Consider the following 18,241-nt stretch of genomic DNA (forward strand, 5'->3'; position numbering starts at 1 on the left):
TCTATGAAAAAAGCCTCTCCGCACACGGGGCGGAAAGGCTTATGATGATGCTTCCTGTGATTGGCCGGGTGTGATGTTCTGGAGCAAGGCCGGATTGAGGGAGTAGCTGCTTTTGATTTTATTTTTGAAAAAGCTGACGATCAGGCCCGTGACCGCAATCGACACCAAAGAGAAGAGCCCTTTCAGCAATCCGACGGAGACAATGCCGACCAGCACTACACCAAAATCGAAAAGGAAATTAACCGTACCCGGATTCCATCCATAGCGCTTTTGCAGAAATAAAGCGAGAATATTAGCGCCGCCAAGGGATGCCTGATGATAAAACATGAGCGACAGGCCGAACCCAATCAATGCTCCGCCGCAAATCGCGCCGGCAAACGGTGAAAAAGAGACAGACGGCAGCCAGTGATCAACGCTTGTAAACAGAGTCAGCGCTGTGACTGCAAATACAGTGGATAAGGTGAATTTGATGCCCATTCTAATGAGAGAAAATACATAAAACGGGATATTGATCAGAAAGAAGATTATGGCAAACGAGGAGTGAAACAAGTATGTCAGGCTTAGTGACAGTCCGGCTGTCCCGCCGGTTAATACGTGAGAATGTCTGAGTGTCAGGACCCCGGCGCCTGTCATAAGACAAGCAGTGAAAATGAGTAACATCCGCTTCATTCTTCAATCTCCTTTTTCACATGTTATGTCCAAATACAAACATAACAGGATTCCTGGCTGCCCAGCCATTACCTTGGCAGAAAATATCTTATGTTATTTTTGCATCAAACGATTTATCATAAACCCCCCCTCTTTGAGGGGGGATGTTTACAAGCGTTTCCGATACACGACATAGCTTCGTGTCAGATACTTGAGCGGCAGACTGAACACGTGAACCAATCTCGTAAACGGCCACAGGATAAAGACGATGTATCCTATCATGATATGAAACTTAAACCATAGGGGGACACTCTCCATCAAGGAGGCGTCAGGCCTGAACAAAAAGATCTCCCTGAACCACGGCCCGATTGTTGTCCGATAATCAAATCCTCTCGAATCGATGTTGAGAAACGTGGCGGCAACACCTGTCAACATCATGAACAGCAGCAGGATGAGGATAAGGATATCCGATGGCGAACTGGTTTTGCGGATTCTTTTGTCAAACAGCCTTCTGTACGTCAGAATGAAAAGTCCGGTACATGCCGCAATCCCCGCCGGCAGGCCTGCGCTAATCGCCATTTTGTGATAAACATGCTCTGAAATGCCAATGGAGGTGTATAAGGCTTCCGGCATCAGAATTCCCATGAGATGGCCGCCGATAACGCACAGCATGCCCCAGTGAAAAAGTATGCTGCCCGCAGCGAGTTTTTTCTTTTCTAACAGCTCGCTTGATTTCGCCGTCCAGCCAAATTGGTCATGCTGGTAGCGGTAAATATGGCCGCCGATAAAGATCGTCAAAACAATGTATGGCATTACGCCCCACAGGATCTGCCCGCTCATGCCTGAACAGCCCCTTCAACGCTTTCACGCACGCCGATGTTTTCCAGCGCGGCCAGCAGCACGTGCAGCAGCTCAGCATAAATGCTCTTATTTTTTTCGAGGCGGGATGCCAGTTCCCTCACATTGGACCTATATTTCTCAAACACGCTTCTCGCTGCTTCAATCTCCGCAACCGCTGCAAATTCCAGCATAAGCGGCAGGTAATCAGGCAGCTCTTTGTCAGTCTGCAGGAAGCCTGATTGCTGGTATGTGTTTTTTAAATGCAGCAATTCAACGCAGCGTTCTCTTTGCTCACCTGAATGAAAGTAAGTGACGTACATATTCGTTTTTTTCCCGAAGTCAAACGTATAGACATAGTGTTCAATCAGTGCTTCTGGTGAAAAACAGGCTAACGCCTCTAAAAAGCGCAGCAGCTTCTCACGGATTTGCCGATTGCCGATTTCATGAATCAGAGCCTTCCAATCGGGAAGCTCAGTCCTCCACTCTTCATCCGGATACGAAAGAAGACAGGAAAGAGCAGAGAATGCGATTTGCCGATCTGTGGTGTTCATGTGTTTACACCTCATTTATCAAAAGTTAGAAACAAGAGCCCGGGCCGCCGGAAAATGATAAGCCGCAGCTCCCTTGTTCAGTGTATAAATCAGAAATGTCTTCACGGTGGCTGCTCGGAATCACAAAGCGGTCATCATATTTGGCAATCGCAAGCAGCCGATACATGTCTTCAATTTGCTGTTCTGTTAAACCGACACTGGAGATCAGTGCCGGGTCGATGGATTTATTTGTCTGGACCGATCTCATATACTGGCGCATGACAGACATTTTCTTTAATGTCGACCGAATATGATCCGTATCACCGGCCGTTAATAGCTGCGCCAAATAGTCAATCGGAATTCTCATTTGGTCAATAGCCGGAAAAATGTCTTCCGCTGTTTGCCGGCTTCCCTCTCCTTCAAAGACATTCATGATCGGGCTCAAAGGTGGAATGTACCAAACCATCGGCAATGTCCGATACTCCGGATGAAGCGGCAGGGCAATTTTCCAGTCGATGATCATCTTATAAATGGGCGATTGCTGCGCAGCCTCTATCCATTCTGTCGGGATGCCCTGTTCTTTTGCTTGTTTAGCAACCTCGGGATCATTCGGATCAAGAAACACTTCTAATTGAGAATGATAGAGATCCTTTTCATTTTCAGCAGATGCCGCTTCCTCCACCTTATCCGCGTCATACAGCATGACGCCCAAATAACGGATTCTCCCCACGCATGTCTCAGAGCAGATGGTCGGCAGTCCCGCCTCCAAACGCGGAAAGCAAAGGGTGCATTTTACCGCTTTGTTTGTTTGCCAGTTAAAATAGACTTTTTTATAAGGGCAGGACGAGACACAATATCTCCATGACCGGCATGCGTTTTGATCCACGAGTACAATACCGTCTTCCTCACGTTTATACATCGCGCCAGACGGGCAGGACGAGACACATGCAGGGTTGATGCAATGCTCGCAGATACGCGGAAGATACATCATAAAAACCTCATCGAATTCTGTCTTGATCGATTCCTCCATCTTTTGAACGTTTGGATCTTCAAGTCCCGTAATGTGGCCGCCCGCCAGATCATCCTCCCAGTTCGGCCCCCATTCAATATTCATAAAATCTCCCGTCAGCGACGATTTTGGCCGCGCTACAGGCTGGTGTTTTTTCTGCGGACTGTTAGTCAGCGTTTCATAATCATAGTTCCAAGGCTCGTAGTAATCATCAATGGTTGGCTGATTCGGATTATAGAAAAGATTTGCAAGGCGGTTGGTTTTCGGGCCTGATTTCAGCTCGAGCTTTCCTTTTTTTAAAGTCCAGCCGCCTTTATATTTGTCCTGATCCTCCCATTGCTTTGGGTAGCCGATACCCGGCTTTGTTTCTACATTATTGAAATACATATATTCGGCACCGGAACGGTTTGTCCATGTGTTTTTGCAGGTTACGCTGCACGTGTGGCAGCCGATGCATTTATCTAAGTTCATGACCATTCCGATTTGCGCTTTAATCTTCAAGCCAATCGACCTCCTTCAGCTTGCGGATGACCACATTCAGATCGCGCTGATTCCCCGTAGGTCCGTAGTAGTTAAAGCCGTAGCTGAGCTGGGCATAACCGCCGATCATCTGTGTCGGCTTGACGTGAATTCTTGTCGGACTGTTATGGGTGCCTCCGCGGTTATTGGTCAGTTTTGTGCCGGGCACGTTGATATGGCGGTCTTGGGCATGATGCATAAACGCCATTCCTTTTGGTATCCGGTGAGACAGCACCGCTCTCGCTACGACAACCCCATTTCGGTTAAAGCATTCAATCCATTCGTTGTCTTTGATATCCGCATCCCCCGCATCATCTTTATTCATCCACACGGTCGGCCCTCCGCGGAATAGCGTAAGCATCGGCAAGGAATCAAAATACATGCTGTGGACAGACCATTTATTATGCGGCGTCAAATAATTGAGGACAATTTCTTTGCCCTCTTGATCAGGCCGCTTGCTTAAGAAAGGGCGATGCTGGAGGATCGGTTTAAAGGTCGCCATCGTTTCCCCGAATTCCATCATCAGTTCATGATCGACATAATAAGATTGCCTTCCGGTCAGTGTTCGCCACGGAATAAATTTTTCTACGTTCGTCGTAAACGGCGAGTACCTGCGCCCGCCTTTTTCAGAGCCTGTAAATGCCGGAGATGTGATCACCGTTTTTGGCTGAGCCGTGATTTGTTCGAATGTAAAGCATTCTTCTTCCCGCTCTTCCGCCAGGTCTTTCAGCTCCAGGTTTGTGATGTTTTCAAGTGATTCCCATGCTTTCACGGCGACTTTCCCATTAGAAGTCGACGATAGGGTTAAAATCGCTTCTGCCGCCTGCTTTGCTTCACTTATATTCGGACACCCCTTTGCAACGCTGTCCGAGGTGATTTCTCCCAATCTCTTTTTGAGTGATTCATATTCATCGGCAATTGACCAGCTCATGCCTTTTGTTCCGCTCGGTTTTAAGGCGGCGTTTGGGCCGAGCGCAGTCATTTTATGATAAATTTGCTTGTAGTCCCTTTCAACGACTTGAATGTTCGGCATCGTTTTCCCCGGGACGGCTTCACATTCGCCTTTGCTCCAGTCCTTGATTTTGCCGAACGGCTGGGCCAATTCCTGCATGGTGTCGTGAAGGAGCGGCGTCGCGACTACTTCTTTCACCGGGTCCATATCGACTTCTTCTGCCAGATCAGAAACGGCTTTAGACAGCGCCTTGAAAATATCCCAGTCTGACTTCGATTCCCACGGAGCTGAGATCGCCGGAGCAAAAGGATGAATGAACGGGTGCATATCGGTGCTGCTGAGATCGTGTTTTTCATACCATGTCGCCGCTGGAAGCACGATATCAGAATACAGCGCGGTACCGGCCATTCGGAAATCAAGATTGATTAACAAATCGAGCTTTCCTTCCGGAGCCTGCTCGCGCCATTTGATTTCTTCAGGACGGATGCTGTCGCTGTCGTCATTCATCAAACCGTTTGTCGTTCCCAAGAGATGCTTGAGAAAATATTCATGTCCTTTTCCCGAACTGGAAATCAGATTTGCTCTCCACACGAACAGGTTTCTCGGAAAGTTCGCTTCATTGTCAGGATCTTCAATGGTGAATTTTAGTTTTTTCTCTTGAAGCTGTGAGGCCACGTACGCACCAACGTCTTCAGGTGTTGTTGCACCCGCTTTTTCAGCTTCTTTGTACAGGTCAATTCCGTTTTTATCAAATGTCGGATAAGACGGAAGCCACCCGAGTCTTGCCGCCAGCACGTTGTAGTCAGCGTGATGCTTGTAGCGGGAGGATGCCGCGATCGGTGATGCCAAGTCACTGACCGGCTGATCCTCGTAGCGCCACTGATCTGTCGCAAAGTAGAAAAATGAAGTGCCGTTTTGCAGCTTTGGCGCCCCCTCCCAATCCTTAGCGTTGGCGATCGTCTGCCAGCCTTCAGCAGGGCGAAGTTTTTCCTGACCGACATAATGAGCCCAGCCTCCGCCGTTTACGCCTTGGGCGCCTACTAATAACACAAGATTTAACACAGCGCGGTATATCGTATCGGAATTGAACCAGTGATTAATACCCGCTCCTACAATAATCATGGAACGGCCCTCTGTATCGATCGCATTTTGGGCAAACTCTCTGGCTATCTTAATGACGGCTTCTTTTTTGATTCCTGTCACCTGCTCCTGCCAGGCTGGCGTAAACGGCTCAGGATCGTCATACGAGCAGGCTGATTTCTCCCCGATCCCCCGATTCACGCCGTAGTTAGCCAAAATCAAGTCAAACACGGTTGTGACATACACATCTTCATTGTCCCTGGCCAGTTTTTTAATCGGCAGGTCTCGCTCAAGCACTCTGTTTCCCTCATTTGAGAAATAAGGGATTCGAACCGTGCCGATCTCGTCCTCTATGCCGTGCACTGAGAGCCGAGGTTCAATCGGTTCGCCTGTTTCTTCATCTATCATGTGCAGGTTCCATTTCTTTTGGCCGTCCCAGCGGGAGCCCATTGTTCCTTGCGGGATCGCGAATGCGCTTGTACGTTCATTCCACACCGCAGGCTTCCACTGATCATGCCCCGTCTGCCGCCCGATGTCCTTTGCATGAAGAAAACGCCCGGCTGTATACACGCCATCCTCTTTAGTTAGAGTGACAAAGAACGGGAAATCCGTGTATTGCTTTGCGTACTCTATGAAACGCTCTGTCTTCTGATTAACGTAAAACTCCTGCAAGATCACATGCCCCATCGCCATCGCAAGCGCGCCGTCTGTTCCCTGGCGAATGCTCAGCCAGTCATCCGCAAATGTTGAGGATTCCGCGAAATCCGGGCTGATTGAGATGACTTTTGCCCCTTTATAGCGCGCTTCTGCCAAAAAGTGCGCATCAGGCGTCCTTGTGAGCGGGACATTGGAGCCCCATGTGATGATATAGCCTGAGTTGTACCAATCACTGCTTTCCGGGACGTCTGTCTGGTCGCCCCAGATTTGCGGGGATGCCGGCGGAAGATCCGCATACCAATCATAAAAACTGAGCATAGGGCCGCCAATCAAAGACATAAACCGCGAGCCTGACGCGTGGCTGATCATGGACATGGCCGGAATCGGAGAAAAGCCGACATTCCGGTCAGGCCCGTATTTCATGACTGTATAGAGCAGAGAGGCTGAAATCAGCTTCAGTACCTCCGGCCATTCAGCGCGCACAAAACCGCCTTTTCCCCGCGCCTGTTTATAGGACTTCGCTTTATCCGGATTTTCAACAATCGATTTCCATGCTTCCAAAGGGTTTTGATGAGCCTGCAATGCTTCCCGCCACAAATTGATCAGCACACCGCGCACGTATGGATATTTCACACGGAGTGGGCTGTAGATATACCATGAAAAACTGGCCCCTCGCGGACAGCCTCTCGGTTCGAAATCAGGCATATCCGGGCCGGTTGACGGATAATTCAGGTTTTGCCCTTCCCACGTGACGATGCCGTTTTTCACGTAAATATTCCAGCTGCAGGACCCTGTGCAGTTGACGCCGTGGGTAGAGCGGACGACTTTATCGTACTGCCATCTGTTTCTGTATATATTCTCCCAATCACGATCTTCATAGGTTGTTTGGCTATGTTTATTTGATTGATGCTCAATAGGAGAGAAATAGTTTAATCTCCTAACCAGCGGACTCATTTTCTTTTTTTTCATGAATATTTCACTCCTTCCGAGTCAGGTATTCTAAGTTCACTATATACAGAGGCAGGATGTTTCCTTGTGAACTATGTCACACACTTCCCTTTTTTCACAGAAAGTTCACATGAGGAAGAAGGACGATCAAAAAACCCGATTCCTATTAGGAATCGGGCTTAGCGTTTTCATCCTGAGATCTATGCAGATAGCGCAAAAACAGCTCATAAGAGAAAAAGACATTTTGCTGGAGCATCACCAGAAAATTCATCTGCAGCTTCGGGTAATAGGACATGATTTTTTTAAATATGTAAAAAGGGATATTGAGCATAAGAATGTCTTCGGATGCGCGGACTGAAATGAATGGAGATAAGAACAGCCCGCCTTTTTGATCGACGGGAAACACATCGCCTTTTTCCCAAAGCGCAACGGTTTGCGACCCTTCAGGCAGCCTGCTGTCAATAAAACGTATACTGCCTTTTAGTACAATATAAATGGATTGAGAATGGAGAAAAGATGGATCCTGATCACATGACCCGCGGATAAACGTCCCGTTATTCAGCAATGTTTCGACAATGGGTAGAGGCACTTCATTAAACATAGGAAGTTGTTTCAAAAAAAATAAATAGTCACACTGATTCATAGGGAAGCCTCCTGTGCTAAGGATAGCTTTAGTGTAGCCCGGCCGATCCATAACAGCAGTGATGTATTTCACAGATGATATGATGAATGTCACTTATTGGCGGTATTGTCGCTTTTATAATGAAACAAGAAAGGAGTGTTCGATGAAGGCGCTTATTCCGAAGCAGCACGGCGCTTGGGCCATGCTGCTCATTCCATTTTGCCTCGGTATGGTGAAGGGAGGAGCGGATCTTTGGCATATTCCCCTATTTTTAGGCTGGCTGTTTCTTTATTTGGCTGTTTATCCTGTTACGCTGGCATTAAAAAAGAAACAAGTCAAACCCTATCAAAAGTGGATATTTTATTACAGTGTTCCAGCCTGCAGCTTTTTGCTTGCCGCTGTCATCCATAAGCCGTCTTTTATCTGGCTTGCCTTTTCTTTGCTTCCGCTGTTTCTCATTCATGTGTATTATGCAAGGCGAAAAAATGAACGAGCGCTGCTGAATGATTTTGCGGGCGTCTTTTTCTTTTGTGCAGGCGGATTCGCCAGCTGCTGGCTGGGGACGGAAACTCTTGACGGCTGGGCATGGTTTATTTTTGCACAATCTTCTTTGTTTTTTATCGGAAGTTCATTTTATGTGAAGTCGGTGATCCGGGAGAAGAATAATCGAGTATTTGCCTACTGGTCGTGGGGCTATCACCTGCTCCTCCCCTTACTCTCCGCAGCTTTCGGGGCGGGCTGGGCCGTTCTCGCCTTTATCCCCAGCAGTTTGCGTGCTTGGTTTTTTCACGGAAAGAAGTGGCCTGTTCAGACGATCGGCATTCTTGAAATCGTCAATGCGTGCTTCTTTTTCGCCATCATGTGCATTTGGCTAACAAGATAAAAACAAGGACATATTGCTGTCCTTGTTTCCACTTAATCAATATTGCAAATCTCTAACGGGCAATGTTCGCATTCAATCTCACACCGTAAATAGTCCCGCTGATGCAGTACAATCTTTCCGGATTCCTCTATTGAAATAACCCCTTGTTTGCGGAGATCACCCAGCATGCGGTTGACGCTCTCTCTTGCCGCCGCGCAAAATTTCGCCAAATCTTGGTTTGTCAGGGCAATGTTAATGAGAATGCCGTCACTCCGGTTCACTCCATAGCTGTTTGACAAGCGGATAAGGGTGGAATAGAGTGCCCCTTTTTTGCCATGAAGAAGAAGGTCTCTGATTTTGGATTGAATTTTGCGCAAATGGGTGCTCATCCATTTCATAAATTCAAATGTCAAAGCACCATTGTGGATTAGTTCCTTTTCAAGTCTGCCTTTATTGATGACAAGCACTTCGCCATCCTCCAGCACTTTTGCACTGAGCATATATCTCGGTTCTTCTGTGAAAAGTGTTAATTCACCGACAATATCATTTTTTTGGCAGATTCTAAGCGTCAGGTCTTTGCCGTCAGACGTTAGCTTCCCGATTTCAATGAGTCCTGATTGAATCAGATAAAGCTCTTCTGCATCCATTCCTTCTCGAAACAGGTATGTGTGTTTTTCGATTTTTCTTTTTGTGCTGATGGATTCCAGCAATTGATGAAGATCACTGGAAATAAGATCCTTATCAGATGTTCGAACAGAGAGAAAGTTCATGAGCTCACCTCGAAGAAAAGTCACGTTGTGTATTTATTGTAACGTGAAATCATTTGTGCTTTTCAGAAAAAACTTACAATCTCGTGAATTCCCAGTCGCTGGCGGCCCTTCAGTTTACGCTGTGCCCGCTTCTCTCTGTATGTGTTTTCATTCTTTCCTGCCAATACATCCATATGACAATGACAAAGCTTGCTAACGCGACTTCCGAAAGCGCCATAAATCCGATGGCGTATTGTCCCGTCGCCTGAAATACACTCGCTAGGATCAGCGGAGGGAAAAAACCGCCTAATCCGCCCATGGCAGACACAACTCCGTTGGCAATTCCCGCCTGTTTAGAAAAATAGAAAGGAACCAGTTTAAAAACCGTCCCGTTTCCAATCCCTGAGCACACCGCAACCGTTAACGCCCCAAAGGCATAAATGCCGATCGTCGGCGAAAACGACAGGATCACGCCTGATAATGTCAGGCCGGCAAAGACAAACATCAGGATGCGGAGCGGACTCACTTTATCAGCCAGCCACCCGCCCGCCGGCCTGAGCAGCGTGGATACAGCAATAAAACCTGCCGTCCGCAGCCCGGCATCCGCAGGACTCAGATCAAACTGTTCAACAAGAAAGTTTGGCAGATAGATTGTAAACGCAACAAAAGCGCCAAACGTAATAAAATAAAAGAGACTCAGAAACCACAGCACATGATTTCGGTAAACAGCTTTGATTTGAGTCTTTACGGACACCTTCACTTTCTTCTCATGCCGGTCACCGAAGAAAAAGTGCAGCAAAGCAAATAAAGCCAACAGGACCATATACATTTGCACCGTACTTTTCCACCCCGCCGCTTGTGCAATCACGGGAGCTGCAAATGTAGTGATCGCGGTTCCGATATTCCCGGCGCCGTATATACCGTTTACAACGCCATGTTTTTCTTTAGGATAGTACTTCGGAAGAGATGTAACCCCAATGGAAAAAACGGCTCCCCCAATCCCTAAGAAAAAACCGCCCGCGATTAAATCAAACAGAGAATCTGCGATACTGATCCAAAATACAGGGAATAAAAGCAATATAAAGCTGATCATAAAAATGATCCGCGCGCCAAACCTGTTGGTCAAATATCCCAACGGAATGCGGAGAAGCGATCCTAATATAACGGGTATGGCCGTTACCAAGGAAATTTCGCCTTTGCTCAAATGAATATCTAATGTGATCTGGGAGATAAGTGACGAAATCAGCACCCAAACCATAAACCCTGCCACCAAGCTCAATGACTGCAGCGATAATTGAAAGTGTTGACGGTTAATCATTCGGCTTGCCCCTTTCACTGATTCAATAATCAGCCTTATCATACAAAAACTCGGTGAAGAAGATTGTGAACTATATCACACGATTCTGTAACAAAAAAAGGACAAAGCCCTCTGGCTTTGTCCTTTCAGCATGATTACATTTTTTCAGGAGCCGATACGCCGATCAATTGAAGCGCGTTGTTCAGCGTGATTTGCGTTGCTTTCATTAAAGCTAAGCGCGCACGGCTTTTCTCTTCGTTTTCAGGGTCGATGACTTTCTCCGCATTATAGAAGCTGTGCAGAGCTGAAGCCAAGTCATAAATATAATTCGTCACACGGTGCGGAATTCGTTTTTCCGCCGCTTCCGCCACTGCCTCTGGGAAGCCGCCGATTGTTTTCAGCAGATCATATTCTTTTTCTGATTGAATAGGGCTGAAATCTAGATCCGCCGCCGGTGTGAGTCCTTGTTCTTCCCCTTGGCGAAGCATGCTGCAAATGCGGGCATGTGCGTATTGCGCATAATACACAGGGTTTTCGTTAGATGTTGATACAGCAAGATCCAAGTCAAAATCCATATGCGTGTCAGCGCTGCGCATCGCGAAGAAATAACGCACGGCATCCAAGCCGACTTCGTCAATCAGGTCGCGCATCGTTACCGCTTTCCCCGTCCGTTTGCTCATTTTCATTTTCTCACCGTTTTTGTAAAGGTGCACGAGCTGAATGATTTCTACTTCCAACGTTCCTTTTTCATAGCCAAGCGCTTCGATTGCCGCTTTCATACGCGGGATGTAGCCGTGATGGTCAGCGCCCCATACGTTGACCAGCTTATCAAAGCCGCGGTCAAGCTTGTCCTTATGGTACGCGATATCAGGAAGCAGGTATGTGTATGTGCCGTCCTTTTTGATCAGTACGCGGTCTTTGTCATCACCGAACGTTGTGGAACGGAACCAAGTCGCACCGTCTTCCTCATAGACATGGCCTTTCTCACGCAGCGCGTCCAGCGCTTTATCGATTTTTCCGTTTTGGTACAGTGAGGTTTCAGAATACCACACGTCAAACGGCACGCGGAAGTTCTCCAAGTCTACGCGAAGCTTTTCCAGCTCGTATTTCAAACCATACTCACGGAAAAATGCAAGGCGTTCGCTTTCTTCTTCGTTGACGAAACGGTCGCCGTATTCCTCAGCGATACGCTTTCCGATTGAAACGATATCCTCGCCGCGATAGCCGTCCTCCGGCATCGGTTTTTCCAAGCCGAGCGCTTCAAAGTAACGGACTTCCACAGAAAGCGCCAGGTTGTTAATCTGGTTTCCGGCATCGTTAATGTAATATTCGCGGCTCACATCATAACCCGCTTTTGCAAGCACATTGCACAAGGAATCGCCGACAGCCGCACCGCGCGCGTGGCCTAAGTGAAGGTCGCCCGTCGGATTTGCAGATACGAATTCGACTTGAACGCGTTCACCGTTTCCGATGTTTGTTTCTCCATACGCGTCTCCCGCTTCCAGTACAGAAGGGATCAGCTTCGTTAAATATTGATTGTCCATATAGAAATTGATAAAACCAGGACCGGCGATATCAAGCTTTTCAATAGAAGCCTTTCCTTTATCAAAAGAAGTGACAATCTCCTCAGCGATTTGGCGCGGCGCTTTTTTTGCGATTCTCGCCAGCTGCATCGCCATATTTGTTGAATAATCGCCGTGTGTTTTATCCTTCGGTGTTTCTAAAACGACGTTAGGAATCTGGCTTTCTTCAGCCAGTCCCGCTTTCAGAACGGCTGCTTTAATTTCCTCTTTCAGCACGTCCTTCATTTGTTCCGCAATGTTCATGCGTGAGTTCCTCCCTCATACGTAATCGTCATATTATGTAAATGCTGCTGCTCGTCTCCGACATGCATATCATATGCGATACTGATACGGCCTTGTTCTTCGCCGAGATCAGATTGAATTGATTTTGTGCTCGTTTTCAGCTCAAGCTCACCAAATGACATTTTATATTTGGCGATTGTGGAAGCTCCAGGTACGAAACGCTGGTTCATTTTGACAGCGCCTGATCTCATGACAAGCACTTCGCCTTCGCTTACTTTCACAATCGTTTTCACTTTGCCTAAGTCGTGTTCTTCATAATAAGATAGATACACTTTATTCTGTTTCACATAGTAAAATCCGGTGGTGCGGAATTCAATCACTTCTTCGTTTCCGTCATCCTCGACTACAGATTTCACATGGATTGTTATCGGTGTCTCTTGCTTCATTCTGACACGTCCTTTTCATCTTTCCACTTTGACTTGAATAGTATAATCATTCGGTTTGTAAACTTCAACTGCTTCTATCTTACCATCATTGCTCATCAGATTTGAAGATAAACCTCAGAAAAAGCAATTCCTTTATAGAAGAGAAAATCATACCACTAATTACCTTGAGGAAATATTACATTTTTCCGAATTCTACCGTTTACAATTCACATTTTCTTCAAAATATATGTATTGAATTGGTAATTTGATAGTTTTAATATAAAAGTACATCAAAGATCTGCTAGAAAAACAAAAAAAGGGAGGATTCAATTATGAAAAAAGCTGTCATTGTAGAAAACAAAGGTTGTGCAACATGCTCAATCGGAGCCGCTTGTTTAGTGGACGGCCCTATCCCTGATTTTGAAATTGCCGGTGCAACAGGTCTATTCGGTCTCTGGGGATAAGGTTCTCCGGAAAAGGGCATAGTAATTTACTATGCCCTTTTTAACTAAAATACAAAATTTAACTAAAATCTACATCTTGGTTATACATACACAATGATTTTTACATTTGAATCATATGTATAGGGGATGGTATTTTGTTTATAGAGAAGATGTTTCCATTTATCAATGAAAGTGTAAGAGTTCACCAGTTGCCTGAGGGCGGTGTGCTGGAAATTGACTACTTGCGTGATAACGTCTCGATCTCTGATTTTGAATACTTAGATCTCAACAAAACGGCTTACGAGCTTTGTATGCTGATGGACGGTCAAAAAACGGCTGAACAGATTTTAGAAGAGCAATGCGCAAAGTATGATGAGTCGCCGGAAGACCATAAGGACTGGTACTATGACATGCTCAGCATGCTTTTGAATAAGCAGGTCATTCAGCTTGAAAACCGGGCACGCTATCACAAAATCGTCACCAGCGGAAGCAATGAATTTCCAATGCCGCTGCATGCCACCTTTGAGCTGACACACCGCTGCAATTTAAAGTGCGCTCACTGCTATTTAGAAAGCTCGCCGGAAGCGCTCGGCACCGTATCCATTGATCAATTTAAGAAAACAGCTGATATGCTGTATGACAACGGCGTTTTAACGTGTGAAATCACAGGCGGCGAAATTTTCGTCCATCCGAACGCCAATGAGATTCTTGAATATGTGTTAAAGAAATTCAAAAAGGTCGCCGTCTTAACCAACGGAACGCTGATGCGAAAAGAAAGCCTGGAGATGTTAAAAGCCTATAAGCAAAAAATTATCGTCGGCATATCACTGGATAGCGTACAGTCCGACGTGCATGATTCATTTAGAGGGAGAAAAGGCTCTTTTGCCCAAACCTGTAAAACGATAAAATTGTTGAGTGATCATGGTATTTTTGTCAGAGTCGCCATGTCGGTTTTCGAAAAAAACATGTGGGAAATCCACGACATGGCCCAAAAGGTACGCGATCTCGGTGCGAAAGCGTTCTCTTACAATTGGGTTGATGATTTCGGAAGAGGCAGAGATATTGTCCATCCGACGAAAGATGCCGAACAGCACCGCAAATTTATGGAGTATGAGCAAAATGTCATTGATGAATTTAAAGATTTGATCCCAATCATTCCGTATGAAAGAAAACGCGCGGCGAACTGCGGCGCCGGCTGGAAATCAATTGTGATCAGCCCGTTCGGAGAAGTACGCCCGTGCGCGCTCTTCCCGAAGGAATTTTCATTGGGAAATATATTTCATGATTCATATGAAAGCATCTTTGACTCCCCTCTTGTCCATAAACTGTGGAAAGCGCAGGCGCCGCGGTTCAGCGAGCATTGCATGAAAGACAAATGCCCGTTCAGCGGCTATTGCGGAGGCTGTTACTTAAAAGGGCTGAACTCCAACAAATACCACAGAAAAAACATCTGCTCCTGGGCCAAAAATGAACAATTAGAAGATGTGGTCCAGCTTATTTAGGAGGGAAACAATTTGTCACCAGCACAAAGAAAAATTTTACTGTACATCCTTTCATTTATCTTTGTCATCGGCGCAGTCGTCTATTTTGTCAAAAGCGATTATCTATTTACGCTGATTTTCATTGCCATCGCCATTATTTTCGGGATGCGCGCGCGGAAGGCTGACTCGCGATGAGCATTTTGGATATACACGATGTATCCGTGTGGTATGAGCAAGACAACGTCATCTTAGAAAACGTAGATTTACATTTAGAAAAAGGCGCCGTTTACGGACTGCTCGGGGTAAACGGCGCCGGAAAAACAACGCTGATCAATACGCTGACTGGGGTTAACCGCAATTTCAGCGGACACTTTACGCTGTGCGGCATTGAAGCGAACGCCGGCATGCCGCAGAAAACATCAGATGAGCTGAAGATCCGCCGCTACTTCGCTGCCGATTATCCGCTTCTTTTTACAGAAATTACGGCGAAGGACTATGTTTCTTTCGTTCATTCTCTATATCAGAAAGATTTCTCAGAACAGCAATTTAACAGTTTGGCAGAGGAATTTCACTTTTCCCAATACACAAACCGGAGAATTTCCGAGCTGTCCCTCGGCAACAGGCAAAAGGTTGTGTTGATGACTGGGCTATTGCTCGGGGCTCCCCTGTTTATTTTGGATGAGCCGCTTGTCGGCTTGGATGTGGAGTCAATAGAGGTCTTCTATCAGAAAATGAAAGAGTATTGCAAGGCAGGCGGAACGATTTTGTTTTCTTCCCATCTGCTCGATGTGGTGCAGAGATTTTGTGATTATGCGGCCATCCTTCATCACAAACAGATCCGGAAGGTCATTCCGATTGGAGAGGAGACCGATCTTCGGCGTGAATTTTTTGAGGTGATCGGCCATGAATAACCTGTTTCCGATTCTGTCATTGCTGTTCAAGCAGCTTTACGGCCGCCAAGGAAAAAAAGACGCCATTCGTATCACCGCAGGGCTTGCCGTTCTGGCCTTGTTTGAAATCGGGCTGATCCGCCAGGCAGGCATTGATGAATCAACTTTAGGAAAAACATACATCACACTCGCGCTTCTGTTTATGAATGCGTACATGGTATTTCTCTCTGTTACATCCCAATGGAAGGAATCCTACATGAAGCTGAGCTGTCTGTTGCCAATCTCTTCCCGGAGCTTCTGGCTCGCTCAGAGTGTGGTTTTGTTTGTTGATACTTGCTTGAGAAGGACGCTTTTCTTTTTCATATTACCGCTGTTCTTATTCGGAAACGGAACGCTGTCTGGAGCACAAACCCTGTATTGGCTCGGCAGATTTTCGTTTTTTACTGTCTATTCAATTATTTTCGGCGTTCTGTTAAGCAATCTCTTCGTCAAAAAAAGGAGAACGTCACTCCTGCTGCATTCGGCGGTATTCACCTGCGTGTGCTTCAGTGCGGCTTTGATGCCTGCCCTGACGATCTCGCTATGTACGATTCACATGCTCTGGGCTATTGTGATTGACTTCCCTTCATTTTTGCAGGCGCCTCAGCAGCAGAGCAAGATGCATTCTTTTATGCGGACATCAGAATTTTCGTTTTATAAAAGAGAATGGAACCGGTTTATTTCCTCTAAAGCGATGCTGTTAAATTATATTGTGATGGGGGCATTCAGCGGCTTCTTTTCGTTTCAGATGATGAACACCGGCATTGCCGATCAGCATGTCGTCTATATCGTGATTAGCGCTCTCCTGCTGATCTGCTCACCGATTGCTTTATTGTATTCTCTTGAAAAAAATGACCGGATGCTGCTGATCACGCTTCCGATTAAACGCAGAACGATGCTTTGGGCGAAATATCGCTTTTATGCCGGTTTATTGGCCGGCGGGTTTATTTTGATTGCCATGATAATGGGCTTAATTAGCGGCCGGCCGATTTCACTTTTGACTTTTTTGCAGTGTATGGAATTGCTGCTGGCGGGGGCTTATATTCGGTTAATTTCAGATGAAAAAAAGCCGTCCTTCAGCTGGCAGACGGAGCAACAGCTCTGGAGCGGCTTCTCTAAATACCGTTCCTATTTATTTTGTATTCCTCTTTTTTTAGCAACTTTAACAGGCACTGTTATTTCCTTGGCAGTCATTCCGATTGCCGGGCTGATCATTGTCTATTTACTGCAAAAACAGGATGGTGGTTTCTTTGATACAAGCGGAAAAAGAGAACGGCTTGGAAGTTAACCTGCTGACGACTGATCAATTTTCAACCATCTCGATCGCCGCGAGCTTTCTGAAGCCGATCGAAAGTGCGGCGGAACCTGAGGAGGAAGCAATCTATTTTTACGGCGCGGCTGCACACCAGAAGCAAAATATCATCGACACCTTTGGCTATGCCGCCGGCCGCCGCTTCATGTATTCAGCAAATCTCTTTTTTGACCAGCAGCTGAAAACGTACGGGACACGCATGATTCACCCGTTATATGGTGAGGGGTTTCAAACAGATACTCTTCTGAACACTTTTGTTGACATGTCCTCTTTTCCGGCTTCTCTTTCTGCCAGCGCAGCGGAAAAGGCAAAAGCCGAACTGCTGCTGAAAATGGAAAAGAAATTCGCTGACCCGTTCTCCTATTCAGCAGCCCGTCTGGCGGAGGAAGCCTTTGGAAACCCGATGTACGGCACTGCTATGTTTGGCCGAAAAGACAAGCTAATGGCTGTGCATCCTAAACGTTTTCTGGATGCATCGGAATTTATCGCTGATTTATTTTCTCAGCAGAAACAGCTGAACATATTAGGAAATATACAGTCATGTGATGTTCAGGGACATGCCTCAAAGGCGTCTGCCGTGTCTGCTGTAAGAAAACCTGTGAATCAGCATATTTTTGAAACAGAGACACGCAGCACAGCGGGACCGTCCGTTATGACACTTGGCTTTGACTGCGGGGACATGAAAGATGTCCGCGATTATTTAGCCATCCAGCTGATAGACGGATTGCTCGGCAAGTACGGCCATTCCGCTTTATTTCGGCATTTTCGCGAAAAAGATTTGGCTGTTTACCATGTGATCACCCGCTATGACATCATGAGCAATATGCTGCTGGTTTCCGTATGCACCGACCAGATTTATGAAAACGAGATTCCTCCAAGAATATTGGAGGCTGTATCAGGTTTTCACGCGGATGGACCCGAATTATACAAGGCAAAGCAATTTTTAATCAATGAAATCCTGCTGCAATTTGATTCTCCTGAAGGGCTCTTAGCCTATATGGGAATCCTGCGCCGTTTCTCTTGCAAAAAAGAAGACTTGCTGGACAGCATCTCAGCGGTCACTTGCCGTGATTTGCTGCAATTCACCAAGAAACTTACATATATCGGAGCTCATGTAGTAAGGGGATGAGAGA

The 18,241-nt window shown here is 46.4% G+C and carries 17 protein-coding genes and 1 pseudogene; 8 read left to right on the forward strand and 10 right to left on the reverse strand.

Annotated elements, in window-relative coordinates:
- Nucleotides 1-39: 39 nt before the first annotated feature.
- The 6 genes from V6D42_RS12845 to V6D42_RS12870 form a co-directional block, all read right to left on the reverse strand.
- Nucleotides 40-669 (reverse strand): YitT family protein, encoded by a 630-nt coding sequence (locus V6D42_RS12845; protein WP_333513459.1) that lies wholly within the window; start codon nucleotides 667-669, stop codon nucleotides 40-42.
- Nucleotides 670-816: 147 nt separating this feature from the next.
- Nucleotides 817-1,488 (reverse strand): respiratory nitrate reductase subunit gamma, encoded by a 672-nt coding sequence (gene narI, locus V6D42_RS12850; protein ID WP_333513460.1) that lies wholly within the window; start codon nucleotides 1,486-1,488, stop codon nucleotides 817-819.
- The gene (narJ, locus tag V6D42_RS12855; protein WP_333513461.1) at nucleotides 1,485-2,039 is read right to left on the reverse strand and encodes a nitrate reductase molybdenum cofactor assembly chaperone; all 555 of its coding nucleotides are present in this window, start codon (nucleotides 2,037-2,039) and stop codon (nucleotides 1,485-1,487) included. The genes narI and narJ overlap by 4 nt, the downstream gene beginning before the upstream one ends.
- Before the next feature lie 25 nt (nucleotides 2,040-2,064).
- Nucleotides 2,065-3,528 (reverse strand): nitrate reductase subunit beta, encoded by a 1,464-nt coding sequence (gene narH, locus V6D42_RS12860; RefSeq protein WP_333513462.1) that lies wholly within the window; start codon nucleotides 3,526-3,528, stop codon nucleotides 2,065-2,067.
- On the reverse strand, nucleotides 3,518-7,204 hold the full coding sequence (locus V6D42_RS12865) for a nitrate reductase subunit alpha (RefSeq protein ID WP_333513463.1): 3,687 nt from the start codon (nucleotides 7,202-7,204) through the stop codon (nucleotides 3,518-3,520). The genes narH and V6D42_RS12865 overlap by 11 nt, the downstream gene beginning before the upstream one ends.
- A gap of 145 nt (nucleotides 7,205-7,349) precedes the next feature.
- Entirely contained in the window at nucleotides 7,350-7,826 is a 477-nt protein-coding gene (locus V6D42_RS12870; RefSeq protein WP_333513464.1) for a Crp/Fnr family transcriptional regulator, read from the reverse strand.
- Between the two features lie 142 nt (nucleotides 7,827-7,968).
- Between V6D42_RS12870 and V6D42_RS12875 the strand changes: the two genes are divergently transcribed.
- A complete protein-coding gene (locus tag V6D42_RS12875) occupies nucleotides 7,969-8,688 on the forward strand; it encodes a YwiC-like family protein (protein ID WP_333513465.1) in 720 nt (239 codons plus the stop codon).
- A gap of 32 nt (nucleotides 8,689-8,720) precedes the next feature.
- On the opposite strand, the gene V6D42_RS12880 is transcribed toward V6D42_RS12875, so the two are convergent.
- The 4 genes from V6D42_RS12880 to V6D42_RS12895 all read right to left on the reverse strand — a co-directional run bounded on the left by V6D42_RS12880 (nucleotide 8,721) and on the right by V6D42_RS12895 (nucleotide 12,964).
- Nucleotides 8,721-9,437, reverse strand: coding sequence for a Crp/Fnr family transcriptional regulator (locus tag V6D42_RS12880; RefSeq protein WP_010332274.1), 717 nt, complete (start codon nucleotides 9,435-9,437; stop codon nucleotides 8,721-8,723).
- Between the two features lie 109 nt (nucleotides 9,438-9,546).
- Complete coding sequence (locus V6D42_RS12885) at nucleotides 9,547-10,734, reverse strand: nitrate/nitrite transporter (RefSeq protein WP_010332275.1); 1,188 nt, start codon at nucleotides 10,732-10,734, stop codon at nucleotides 9,547-9,549.
- A gap of 134 nt (nucleotides 10,735-10,868) precedes the next feature.
- On the reverse strand, nucleotides 10,869-12,539 hold the full coding sequence (gene argS / locus V6D42_RS12890) for an arginine--tRNA ligase (RefSeq protein WP_333513466.1): 1,671 nt from the start codon (nucleotides 12,537-12,539) through the stop codon (nucleotides 10,869-10,871).
- Nucleotides 12,536-12,964, reverse strand: a complete 429-nt coding sequence (locus V6D42_RS12895) for a DUF1934 domain-containing protein (RefSeq protein WP_333513467.1) — start codon at nucleotides 12,962-12,964, stop codon at nucleotides 12,536-12,538. The genes argS and V6D42_RS12895 overlap by 4 nt, the downstream gene beginning before the upstream one ends.
- Nucleotides 12,965-13,275: 311 nt before the next feature.
- Between V6D42_RS12895 and sboA the strand changes: the two genes are divergently transcribed.
- From sboA to V6D42_RS12925, 7 genes and pseudogenes are all read left to right on the forward strand, one after another.
- Nucleotides 13,276-13,407, forward strand: coding sequence for a subtilosin A (gene sboA, locus V6D42_RS12900; RefSeq protein WP_003222002.1), 132 nt, complete (start codon nucleotides 13,276-13,278; stop codon nucleotides 13,405-13,407).
- Nucleotides 13,364-13,504, forward strand: a pseudogene (locus V6D42_RS20350) (bacteriocin-like protein SboX). The gene sboA and the pseudogene V6D42_RS20350 overlap by 44 nt, the downstream one beginning before the upstream one ends.
- Before the next feature lie 37 nt (nucleotides 13,505-13,541).
- Nucleotides 13,542-14,888, forward strand: coding sequence for a subtilosin maturase AlbA (gene albA, locus V6D42_RS12905; protein ID WP_333513468.1), 1,347 nt, complete (start codon nucleotides 13,542-13,544; stop codon nucleotides 14,886-14,888).
- Nucleotides 14,889-14,900: 12 nt separating this feature from the next.
- Nucleotides 14,901-15,062, forward strand: a complete 162-nt coding sequence (gene albB, locus V6D42_RS12910; RefSeq protein ID WP_333513469.1) for an antilisterial bacteriocin subtilosin biosynthesis protein AlbB — start codon at nucleotides 14,901-14,903, stop codon at nucleotides 15,060-15,062.
- Complete coding sequence (locus tag V6D42_RS12915) at nucleotides 15,059-15,778, forward strand: ATP-binding cassette domain-containing protein (RefSeq protein ID WP_010332280.1); 720 nt, start codon at nucleotides 15,059-15,061, stop codon at nucleotides 15,776-15,778. The genes albB and V6D42_RS12915 overlap by 4 nt, the downstream gene beginning before the upstream one ends.
- A complete protein-coding gene (locus V6D42_RS12920; protein ID WP_333513470.1) occupies nucleotides 15,771-17,084 on the forward strand; it encodes a bacteriocin biosynthesis protein AlbD in 1,314 nt (437 codons plus the stop codon). The genes V6D42_RS12915 and V6D42_RS12920 overlap by 8 nt, the downstream gene beginning before the upstream one ends.
- A complete protein-coding gene (locus V6D42_RS12925; RefSeq protein ID WP_333513729.1) occupies nucleotides 17,074-18,237 on the forward strand; it encodes an insulinase family protein in 1,164 nt (387 codons plus the stop codon). Before V6D42_RS12920 ends, V6D42_RS12925 begins: the two co-directional genes overlap by 11 nt.
- Nucleotides 18,238-18,241 lie beyond the last annotated feature (4 nt).

This window comes from Bacillus sp. 0909A, from assembly GCF_036765115.1.
In the GTDB taxonomy this organism is placed as follows: Bacteria; Bacillota; Bacilli; order Bacillales; family Bacillaceae; genus Bacillus; species Bacillus mojavensis.